Source organism: Acinetobacter lactucae, assembly GCF_013344765.1.
GTDB lineage: Bacteria > Pseudomonadota > Gammaproteobacteria > Pseudomonadales > Moraxellaceae > Acinetobacter > Acinetobacter lactucae_A.
Genome location: NZ_JABVBF010000110.1, coordinates 1 through 11,742, shown reverse-complemented (window position 1 = coordinate 11,742; position 11,742 = coordinate 1). Strand labels below are relative to the sequence as shown.

Annotated in this window: 6 protein-coding genes; 4 read left to right on the top strand and 2 right to left on the bottom strand. The window is 38.0% G+C overall.

Annotated features, from left to right (window positions below; translation table 11 throughout):
* Positions 1-218: 218 nt before the first annotated feature.
* A complete protein-coding gene (locus tag HUN22_RS11685; protein WP_174729467.1) occupies positions 219-767 on the top strand; it encodes a DUF2799 domain-containing protein in 549 nt (182 codons plus the stop codon).
* 45 nt (positions 768-812) lie between these two features.
* Here the strand turns inward: HUN22_RS11685 and coq7 are convergent, their stop codons facing one another.
* Both coq7 and HUN22_RS11675 read right to left on the bottom strand, forming a co-directional pair.
* Positions 813-1,448: a 2-polyprenyl-3-methyl-6-methoxy-1,4-benzoquinone monooxygenase gene (gene coq7 / locus HUN22_RS11680; protein WP_002119684.1), complete on the bottom strand. Its 636-nt coding sequence runs from the start codon at positions 1,446-1,448 to the stop codon at positions 813-815.
* Positions 1,449-1,451: 3 nt separating this feature from the next.
* The gene (locus HUN22_RS11675; protein ID WP_174729463.1) at positions 1,452-2,774 is read right to left on the bottom strand and encodes an MFS transporter; all 1,323 of its coding nucleotides are present in this window, start codon (positions 2,772-2,774) and stop codon (positions 1,452-1,454) included.
* A gap of 166 nt (positions 2,775-2,940) precedes the next feature.
* Between HUN22_RS11675 and HUN22_RS11670 the strand changes: the two genes are divergently transcribed.
* The 3 genes from HUN22_RS11670 to HUN22_RS11660 form a co-directional block, all read left to right on the top strand.
* Positions 2,941-5,673, top strand: a complete 2,733-nt coding sequence (locus HUN22_RS11670; RefSeq protein WP_174729457.1) for an autotransporter assembly complex protein TamA — start codon at positions 2,941-2,943, stop codon at positions 5,671-5,673.
* Between the two features lie 26 nt (positions 5,674-5,699).
* Positions 5,700-10,208 (top strand): translocation/assembly module TamB domain-containing protein, encoded by a 4,509-nt coding sequence (locus HUN22_RS11665; protein ID WP_174729452.1) that lies wholly within the window; start codon positions 5,700-5,702, stop codon positions 10,206-10,208.
* 318 nt (positions 10,209-10,526) lie between these two features.
* The coding region (locus HUN22_RS11660) for a lactonase family protein (RefSeq protein ID WP_174729437.1) at positions 10,527-11,742 on the top strand (1,216 nt) is incomplete at its 3' end.

Below are 11,742 nucleotides of genomic sequence, written 5' to 3'. Positions count from 1 at the left end.
ATCGAAGAGTCATGAAGTTTCTTCTGATTTGTTTTTTTAATTGAAAAGCTAAAAGTTAAAATACTTAATTTGGTGACATGATCAAATTAATTTAAACTTAACTCTTATCCAGTCTGAAACTCATTTTTAAAGTCTTGAATAGAGTGAGACGTTTATAATGTATTTACTGGAATTTTATATTTTGCGTTTTTTTTAATTATTTTTTGAGTTCTCTTAATATGAAAAATATCTGTTTAGCTATTCTAGCAATCAGCCTTTCAGGTTGCGCTGCAATGAGCGTAGAAGAATGTAAAACTGCAAACTGGTCATCAGTAGGTGAAAAAGATGGTTCAAAAGGTTTGTCACCACGTTTAGATCAATATTACAAAGCGTGCGGAAAAGCCAATATTGTTCCTGATCAAAAGTCATATGAACGTGGATATAAAGAAGGTCTAGGGTACTATTGTCAGCCAGCGAACATTTTTTATAACGCTTTAGAGGGTAATGGCAATATTAATGTGTGTCCAATTGAGCAGCGCAATCGTTTAAGACCTTATTATCAAGCAGCTTCCGATTACTACAATGCAAAAGCTGAATATGACCGTTATGACGAAAAGTTTAAACAATATTCTGATAATGCCTACAACGAAAAATTAAAGCCAGAAGAGCGCGACCGTTATCGTAAGCTATTAAGAGAATTACAAATTGATCGCGACCGCATTAATCGCAACTATTGGAACTCTATTCGAGATATCGAACGTTTCAAATATGATCACGGTTTAAAATAATATTTTAAAAAAGGATTGATCTCAATGCGATCAATCCTTTGTTTTTTAAAGATAATAACTAGTTTTTGTCATTAACTTTGAAATTGCAGTCATCGTGATTTTTACCGCATAGGGTAATTCAACACCACCTGCTTCAAGCGCAGTATGGCGATGATGCAATTCATCTTCATTCATCTGCTCTAAAATTTTACGAGAGCGTTCATCTTGAGCAGGTAACTGGTTTAAATGGTCTTGCAAATGTAGGCTTACCTGACGCTCAGTTTCAGCTACAAAACCTAAGCTATATTTATCACCAGCAATGCCAGCAAGGGCACCCATGCCATACGAAAGGCCATACCAAATTGGATTTAACAAACTTGTATGACTATTTAGCTCTTTTAAACGATCTTCACACCAAGCCAAATGGTCTTGTTCTTCAATCGCAGCTTGTTGCATTTCTTGGCGTACATTTGGCAATTTCGCCGTTAATGCTTGCCCATGGTAAAGTGCTTGAGCACACACTTCACCACTGTGGTTAACACGCATTAAGCCTGCGACATGGCGAGCATCTTCTACACCAAGTTTTGTTTCTACTGTTTCCGCGGGATTTTGACGCTGTGCTGCTGTTGCACCCGGAACAAGACTACGTAATGCCTGATCAAAGGAGTTAATAAGTTGATCAATTCCAGTATAGTGGCGCATAAACTAGTCCTCTAAAGAAAGGTGGGCTGTGGCAAGCATTGGTTTTAGTCGAGCAAGAAGCCAGATACTAAAGATTGCACTAAGTACAGCTGTAATAATAAATAGTATTTTAATATCAATTTTTAAAACACTTAAGATTAAGATTGAAAAAATTGCAGAAGAAACCATAAAAACGGCATTTAATATATTATTCGCGGCAACAACTCGAGCACGATGGGAGCGTGGTGAGTAAGCCTGCATCATGGCATATAAAGGAACAATATAAAAACCGCCACTGATACCCAATAAAGTCACAGAAATCATGACATGATAGTAAACCCAGCCTTGGGTGAAAATATCTTTTAAAGTCAGTAATGCCCCAGTTCTTTCGGGTACAAAAGCTAAACTGGCAGCAAGGTAGAGTGCAAAAACAGTAAGGCCAATTGCACCAATTGGCACCATTTTAATATTAATTTCTGAACCACCGATTTTGCGGCAAAGAAGAGAACCCACCCCAATACCGACTGAAAAGAAAGTCAGTAACAGGCTAACAACATTTTCTGAGGCATGAAGGTTCTGTTGAGTAAGCTGCGGAATTTGAGTTAAATAAGTCGCTCCATAAAACCAGTACCATGAGTTGCCTAGCAAAATTGTGAATACTAACGGTAAGCTTTTGGCATATTTAATGGTTTGGAAACTTGTACGGATAAAATTCCAGTCAATATTTAAGTCAGGTGCAGCAACTTTTTGCGGTAAAATGAAGCGACTAAATAAATAGCCTATGCAAGCAATAGCCACAACGGTGATACTAATCCACAATAAATTTCCATCTGATGAGGCAATTACGGCACCACCTAAGATCATTCCGAACAAGATCGCCATGGATGTACCAGATTGAAATAGTGCATTACCCGACATGAGTTCGTTCGGTTTTAAGATTTCAGGCAAAATTGCGTATTTAATTGGGCCGAAGAATGTTGAATGTGTACCCATCAAAAATAAAGCCAGAAGAAGTAGCCATAAGTTTCCTAACAAGAAACCCGCAGTACCGATGAGCATAATGATGATTTCTAAAATTTTAATGCCACGCACGAGTTGAGAGCGCTCATATTTATCGGCAATTTGCCCAGCAGTTGCCGAAAAAAAGAAATAGGGCAAAATAAATAAGAGGGCTGCCAAATTATTAAGTGTACTTACTGGAGCAGATTGTTGCTGAATCCATCCATAAGTAATCACCAATAATAAAGATTGCTTAAAAACATTATCATTTAATGCGCCAAAAAACTGGGTAAAAAACATCGGTACAAACCGACGTGAGGTCATCAGGTGCTCATCTTGTTTCATCATGTGCAAACTTCATTGTGTTTTATAAAAAAATGTGACCGAGTGTTAATTTGCATTGAAAACCATGTATGATATTTTTAACGCTTGATTAAATGAAAAATCAATGGTTTTGAGTGAGTTTTACACTCACATTGGTGCGTTTTATTAAAAAATAAGTCTAGAGTTTTCTATGCCTTCTAAAATTAAGTTTAAACAGTCAACTCTCTCTCATTCTATGCATTTAATTTTAAAAATGCAGGGCATTCCTAAACTTATTTGTAGCAGCTTGTTGTTAAGCGTTTGTGTAACGCCAAGTTTTGCTCAAACTTCTGTTGAGAATAGTTCATCAAGTTTAAACCAATCTGTATCTGAGGAGTCAACTGAGCAATCAGCTCAGGTTAATCAGCAATATACTGTTCCAGTGACAGATATCGCTACACTTGTGACTCAAGCTCAGCAGCAACAAGATAGCTTGGCTATATTGCAACAACAAGAACAATTTCCAAATCAAATTGATGAATTTAAGCCAATTACGCTTGATAATCTGGAAGATTTACCCGATATGCCTGTTGATCAAAACATGGCAAATGAAATTTATAGGGTAGCGGAAGAAGCTAAAAATGAAGCGCAGAACTTTCAAAATGGGAATCAAAAGCAACCTGAAGTTACTGTAAGCGATGCAACGCAGTCCGAAATACAGGAAATTAAACAAGCACCTGTAAATATTGACCAGCTTATGCAAGAGATTCAATCTGATAGCAAGATTGTAGTCGAAGCCAATGAAACTGGAAAAACACTGCCTGAATTAACGCCTGAGGTCGAAGAACCACCTGAGCAAGCTGGCTTCTTTAAGCGTATTTTGAATAAAGTACGTCCGCCGCGTGCAATTCCAATGGAACAAGTGCCGCGTATTAGTGCCGATGTAGAAGGTGCTTCAGATGTGTTGGCTAAAAATATTAGAGGTAAGTTATCAACATTTACCCAAGAGTCATTTGAAGACTTCAATGCTGCTTTACCTCAACTCAGAACATTAAGTAATCAGGCTGCTCAAGCGGTTGGTTATTATAATGCTGAATTCCGATTTGAAAAGTTAAGTCCGAGTAAGGTACGTGTCCGAGTTACGCCAAATGAACCGGTACGGATTAATGAGCAAAATATTGAATTTACAGGTCCAGGTGAAAAGCAGCCGCAATTTCAGGTTATTCGTTTAGTCCCTGATCAAGATGTGGGCGATATTTTTAACCACGGTTTATATGAAACCACTAAAAGCCGTATTGTTGATGCAGCGTCTGATAATGGTTATTTTGATGCCTATTGGCGATTGCACGATGTAAAAGTAAGTCAACCCGAGAATAAGGCCGATATCAATTTACGCTACGAGACAGGTGAGCGCTATAAATTAGATAAGGTTGAGTTTCGTATGAGTGATCCATCGAAACCTTTGCCATTGAACTTAAATATTTTACAAAGTATGGCGCCTTGGAAAGAGGGTGATGATTATGCCTTCTGGCGTGTAAATGTGTTAGCGAATAACTTAACTAACTCGCGTTATTTTAATTACACATTGGTCGACTCTATAAAACCAGATCCAATTGAAAAGCAACTTGAGCTACCACCAGATTTACAAGCTTTGGTCGATGAGCAAAACATTGATGTTGATGAGTCTGATCTACTTTCACCTGAACAACGACAACTTGCGAAAGCGCGTCAATTAGCGACCTCAAATAAAGAGGTTACGCAAAACGTAGTAGATGAAAAACAGTTTGCTGGAACACAAAATTCAAAAGAGGCAGAGCCTCAAACAGCAATATTGAAAAGTGCCGCGGTTCAACAAGATGAACAAGAAAATGAACAGGACCGGTTACAAGCTCAAGCAAGAGAAACAAAAAAAATTCCAGTTATTGTGACTTTAAATGCAGATAAGCTAAATAGTCTAGAAACAGGTATTGGTTACGGTACCGATACGGGTGCACGGTTACGTAGTCAGTATCGCCGCGCTATTGTAAATAAATACGGTCACTCTTTTGATGCCAACTTAGAGGTTTCAGAAATTCGTCAATCGATAGATGGGCGATATAGTATTCCTTATAAACACCCGTTAAATGACTATTTTAATATTGTGGGTGGTTATGAACGTGAAACACGTGATGATATTGGTCCAGATGTAAGTTTGTTAACTGAATCGGCGGTTGTTGGTGGTGAACGTGTAATCAAACGTCCATTAGGAAACTGGCAACATACTATTGGTGTCCGCTATCGTTTAGACCGCCTGACTCAAAAAGGTGATGTTGATATTTCGGAATTACCAGACGCGTTTAAAACGGCTGCATCAGAGCAAGAAGCATTATTATTTAGTTATGAAACATCAAAAACTTCTAGTAATACACGTTTGAACCCAACTAAGGCTTTTAAACAAACCTATAAAGTGGAATTAGGTAGCGAGAGTTTACTGTCCGATGCCAATATGGCAATTGCAAGTGCTGGTTGGAGATTTATTTATTCTCTAGGTAAAAATGATGATCACCAGTTCGTTGGAAGATCTGACCTTAGCTATATTTTTACCGATGACTTTGACAAAGTTCCGTACAATCTTAGATTCTTTACGGGTGGTGACCAAACAATTCGTGGATTTGATTATAAAAGTCTTTCTCCAGAAGTAGATGGATATAAAATTGGAGGTCAAGCTTTAGCTGTAGGTTCTTTGGAATATAACTATCAGTTCAAAGATGGATGGCGAGCAGCTATTTTCTCTGACTTTGGTAATGCTTACGATAAAGACTTTAGTAATCCAGCAGCTTATAGCGTTGGGGTTGGAATTCGCTGGAAGTCTCCAATCGGACCAATCCGTTTAGATGTTGCTTCGGGTATTTCAGATGAAAACCATCCGATTCGGTTACATTTCTTTATAGGCCCACAACTTTAAAAATAAAATTTTATTAGGTTTATTTTATGGCGGAAGCAGAACAACAGCCCACTTCGGCACCTAGCTCTCCTAAGAAGAAGCGTCGCATTTTACGCAGCTTCTTGCTGACGATATTAATCATATTGTTATTACTGGCTTCTTCATTGGTCATTATGATGTCGACAGATCGTGGCAGCCGTTTTTTATTAGATCGGGTTTTAGAGGCTCAGAAAATAATTAAATATGAATATGAAGGCGGTAACTTACTGCGTGGTATTATTCTCAAAAATGTGTTGGTGCAATTAAAAGATGTTGATGTTTCATTAGATCGAGCTGATGTAGGCTTAGGATGGCGCTCTTTATTATTAGAAAAAGAAGTGCATTTGAGCCATGCTGATGTACGCAACTTACGTATTATTAATAAAACTCCGCCTTCTGGTAAGCCGTTTGAATTTAAACCAATCAAATTGCCATTTGTTTTACGCATAGATGAAGCAGATGTCGATCATTTAGAGCTTAAAATGTCGAGCTCGAATGTAAGTTTCCATGATGTTCACTTGCAAGATGCACTCTGGTCAGAGACCAAGCTAGAATTTGAAAAATCTAGTATGGATATGGGGTATCTTTCAGTCCATAACGCGACAGGTAAAATGGACTTTAGTGGTAAATATCCATTAAATGCCACAGCAGATTTAAGAATCCCGTCTTTAAAAAGTTTAAATATTCAAAATATTAAAGTTGCTGCTCGGGGAAGTTTAGATACCATAAAAGCTGGCGTTGCAACCACAACTCCTGATCTATTAACAGGTTGGGTAACATTGCATCCTGTTCGCGATGAAGTTCCAATGCAAGGGGAATTATTATTAAAAAACTATCATTTACCTTTGTTAGAAGACCAAAAACTCTTTGCCAAAAATGGTGTGATCAAGTTTCAAGGTGATATTAAACAACTTAATTTGGCACTTGATACAGATTTAAAAGGTGAGAATTTACCTGAAGGTCAGTACAACGCTTTGATGAATACTGATTTGGTTCATCAGCTTAATATTACTGACTTTAACGGCCAAGTTATGAAAGGTGCCGTTAATCTTAAAGGTCTGGTGAATTGGAAAGATCATGTTAGTTGGGACATCAAAGGTCGTTTAGATCGTATTAATCCTAAAGACAAAGCAATTCCTCAAGTTGTACAAGACTTTTTACCACCAAGTTTAGATGCTGCTATTGCTTCAACTGGTTCTTTAGAAAAAGGTACAGAAGTATTTGCTAATATTGACTTTGATCGTTATGAGTCTTGGAAACTCAAACTTAATCAGGCACCTGAAAAAAATAATAAACCTCAGCCAATGCTCATGAATGTGGCATGGGCGAATATAGACCGTGCAATGCCTTATATTGGATGGTTAAGTAGTGACAATGGTCAAGTCGACTTAACATTACGTGATGGTCAACAAGATATTAAGGTTGCTACAAAAGTATATCAGCATGAAAAAGCTTTATTGCCAGCAGGACAATATCTAGCCAATCTCAATGTTAAAGATAATATCTTAAATGTTCCTAATTTTAGTTTTGCTGCTGAAAAAGGTAGCTTAACGGGTCAAGCTAAAGTTTTATTACCTACTGAAAAACGTCAGCTGGCTTGGAATGCATTATTAAATGCGAAAGATTTTAATCCACAAAGTATTCATGCAGCAGCACCAGTAAACCTATTAAACGGTTCGATTAAGGCAAATGGTTTTGCTAAACCAAATCAGCAAATTATTCAATTTGAGAAAATTGATTTAACGGGTCGATTGGCTCAAGCTGGTCAAGAAACTGTAAGTTTAGGCGGAAAAAGTACAGCAGCCCTATTATTTCATGACGTAAAAGCTGGTGGGGGCTTTAAAGGCTTTGCAGTTAATTATGATGGGTCTTTAAAAGCCTTAAAACAGGCGAATGGTTTGTTGAAGTTTTCTATAGCGGGTACACCAGATTTTATTCGAATTAGCCAATTACAACACGATGGCGTGGCTGGGAAAATCTATGCTACTGGTTCTGTAAATTTAAAAGACCGCATTGCATGGGATATTAATAGTTCATTAGTACGCTTTAAACCTCAATATTTTGCGTCAACTGTTAAAGGGGAAATTTCAGGGAATTTGAAAACCCAAGGGGTTTGGTCTGATAACTTGAAGCGAATTAATATTCAACAATTGAATCTTGCTGGCTTTTTGAATAATAAACCTGTTCGAGGTAAGGGTAATTTATCTTTATTGATGGATTCCAACCAAAATGGCTTTTTACCTCAGCAGTTTGAAGCAAATAACTTATTTTTAGTGTATGGGCAGAACCAGCTACAAGCTACAGGTAATGCACAAAATCTAAAAATTAAGCTGAATGCACCAGCACTCTACGAATTATATCCTGGGTTACGTGGTCGAGCTTATGGTAATCTTAATGTCCAATCACAGCCACGTTTAAAAGCAACAGCAAATATTGCAGTAGATAATTTTGCTTTTAATACTTTAGTGAGCGTGAAGAGATTAAGTATTCAAGGTGAACTTCCAACATCAGAGATAACACCGACTCAATTAACCGCAAAATTAGATAATTTACGTAGCGGAAATAGAGAAATCCAGTCTGCAGAAGTGAATTTGACGGGAACAAGAAAAGCACATTTATTGAAAGTACTTGGTAATAATAAAATTTCGAAGTTCTATGTTCAGTTGGCAGGTGGATTTAACCAAAAAAATGATTGGTTAGGACAAATTCAGAAAGGAAGTTTTGATTCACGACGTATCCGTCTGGCACAAAATCAAAATGCTCCGGTAATTTTTTCTTCTGCGAGATCCGAGTTATATGTAGGTCAACATTGCTGGCAAAGTACCAATAGTCAGCTCTGTTTTGATCAGCCTGTAAGAGTGAGTAAAGCGCGAGGTAATATTTCGTTTGTAACTCAAAATATGGACTTAAGTGACTTCGCGGCATTTATGCCAGAAGGCTTAGCAATGACTGGACAGTTAAATGGTTACGCTAAGGCATCATGGGTAAATGGAAGTAATCCAAAACTTGACGCACGTTTAATTACGCGTAAAGGCGAAATCGGTTTAGCTGCTGAAGATCCACAAGATCCTGCAACTACGTTGGCTTATGATGAGCTGGGAGTGATTGCAAAAAGTGTATCAGAGGGGCTGTTATTTCGTGTTGATGTTAAAACACCTGATATTGGTACGGGTTATGCAAACGTTATTATCAATCCATTCCAGTCATCAATGCCAATGCATGGTGAGGTGGCCTTTAATGATGTTCAATTAAAAGTCTTAAAACCGTTTATTCAAGATGTCCGTTCAATGAGTGGGACTTTAGCTTTGGCAGGTAAAGTTAACGGTACATTAACTCAACCCCAGTTTACTGGTGAAATGCGTCTGAAAAATGGCGCAATCAGTATGATTTCTCTGCCTGTGAATTTAACCAACGTTCAGGTGTATTCTTCAATTCGCCAAGATATGGCAACCATTGATGGAGCATTTAATAGTGGACAAGGTGTAGGGTTACTTAAGGGGAGTTTTGAATGGAAAGATGCGCCACGCCTTCAATTAAATCTTAAAGGTGATAATTTATTAGTGCGTCAAGCTCCATTAATTACCGCAATTGCCAATCCGAATCTGACCCTCGATATGTATCCTTTCGATAAACGTTTAAGCTTAAAAGGATCAGTAGATGTTCCTCGCGCACGTATTTCAATGCCAGAAACATCTGCTCCAGTGATTAATACCTCCTCAGATGTTCGTATTGTGCGCCAAGGCCAAGATCCACTTGCAATTTTAAGGGCTGCTAAACCTTGGGACATTCGTGCTGATATTGCTGTTAATATTGGAAAACAAGTTATCTTCCAAGGCTTTAACAGTAATATTCCATTAGTTGGTCGTCTAAACTTAAGCCAACGTGGCTATGAGACTGCAATGCGAGCTAACGGGGCAATTGGTGTTAGTCAAAAAGTGAAAATCGAAGCCTATGGACAAAGTCTAGACTTGAATCGAGCAATTGCCCGTTTTAATGGTCCATTGGCTAACCCGACTTTAGATATTGATGCCAATAAAAATGTTCAAGGTAGTATGGTTGGTGTACGTGTTACAGGTACTGCGACATCGCCAAACATTCAAGTCTATAATGATGCAGGTCTATCTGAGCAAGAAGCATTAAATGCGCTTGTTACTGGACGTATTAATGAAGGTTCGAGTGGTCTGAGTAATGCAGAAGGTTTTAAATCTGATGTAAACAACACCATTGCTGCTGCTGGTATTAGTATGGGCTTGGGCGGCACACGAGCTTTAACTAACCAGATTGGACGTACGTTTGGTTTGAGCGGCCTAGCTTTAGATGCACAAGGTACAGGTGAAGATACGCAAGTGAGTTTAACGGGTTATATCACACCTGATCTGTTTATTCGTTATGGTGTTGGGGTGTTTACTCCTGTAAATAAACTCACATTACGTTATCAAATGAATCGCCGTTTATACCTTGAAGCGAGTCAATCTTTAGAAAGAGCGATCGATCTTTTCTACAACTGGCGTTTCTAGTAGATGGAAGTTAAGTATTAGAAAAGAACGTTAGTATTGAGAATGTCTTGATTGGTTTCAATCATAATAAATAAAAGCTCACTTTTAAGTGGGCTTTTATTTTAATAACACCTTCATAAAGTTTAAAAAAAGCTGGATAGTGATCAAATAAATATCGCTTCCCTTAAAAGTGCTCAAATCCTGAATGGGTTCTGATTAAAGAAAATTCACTTGAAAATTGCTCTTTTATAAATTAGCTTTCAGAATCATTAAATGAAATTAAATTGATAAGACCTTGTTGATAAGTGCAAATAAGGTGGTTTTTTCAAGGATATAGCAGTGAAAATAAATACTTGTGTTGAAATTAAATATGGCAAGGAAAACGATACGAATATTAAATATCGTGGGCTAATTCAAAAGTTAACAGCAACATTGTCATTGACGCTTTTGTCATTTGGATGGGGCTCCACCGTAAATGCCGCACAACAACAAATTGCTTTAGTGGGAACATGGACATCGATTCCAAATGCACCACTTGTGCAAAAACCAAAACAAGCCAGTGAAGGTTTATACCAGCTTCAAGTAAATAGCGATGGAACTTTAACATCAGTTAATGTGTTGAAAATGAAAAGTCCTTCTTGGATTGTGAAATCGAAAGATGGCCGTTTTGCATATACCACGAATGAAGAAAATGAAGGAGCAGTGACTGCATTATCAATTCAAAATGGAAAGGTTGAAGTATTGAACACAGTGGATAGCCATGGCGGGCATCCAACGCACGCATCGATCAGTTTAGATGGTAAATTCCTGTTTGTATCGAACTACTCAGCATTTGATAAAGGTCGTGGTGGTGTGGCTGTTTTACCAATTTTGCCAAACGGCCATTTGGGTGAAAAAGTACAAAATATTGTTTTTGAAGAAGGTTCAGGACACGTCAAAGGCCGCCAAGATAGTGGTCATGCACATTCGACAACTTTCAGCCCAGACGGTAAGTATTTGTATGCTAGTGATCTTGGCAATGACAAAGTTTATGCGTTTCATTATAACCCGAACAAGCCTCAACCACTTGAGGCGGATAGTAGCAGAGATGTAACTTTTACCCGTGGTTCTGGCCCGCGCCATATGGTCTTTTCACCAAATGGTAAACAAGCGTATGTTACCGCAGAAATGCGAAGTGAAATTGTGACATTTAACGTGCAGGATGGCCATTTGAAAAAAGTGGTTGAGCTAAAACTGGTGCACGAAGACAAAACACCTGAATTCAAGAGCGCGAGTGGAATTATCCTCAGTCCAAATGGTAAATATGTGATTGCTGCCAATCGAGGTGCAGACAACAAACTTTTAGTATTTAAAATCCAACAGAATGGATTGCTCAGTAAACCAGCTGTTTATAAAGCGAATGGTATTGAACCACGTGCTTTCTCATTCGATGCATCGGGTAAATATCTATATGTAACCAATGTTTACAGTAATAATATTAGTTTATTCCGTTTTGATGAAAAAAATGGCACGTTAAAATCAGCTGGCAATGCAGCAAAAATATCAACACCTACGG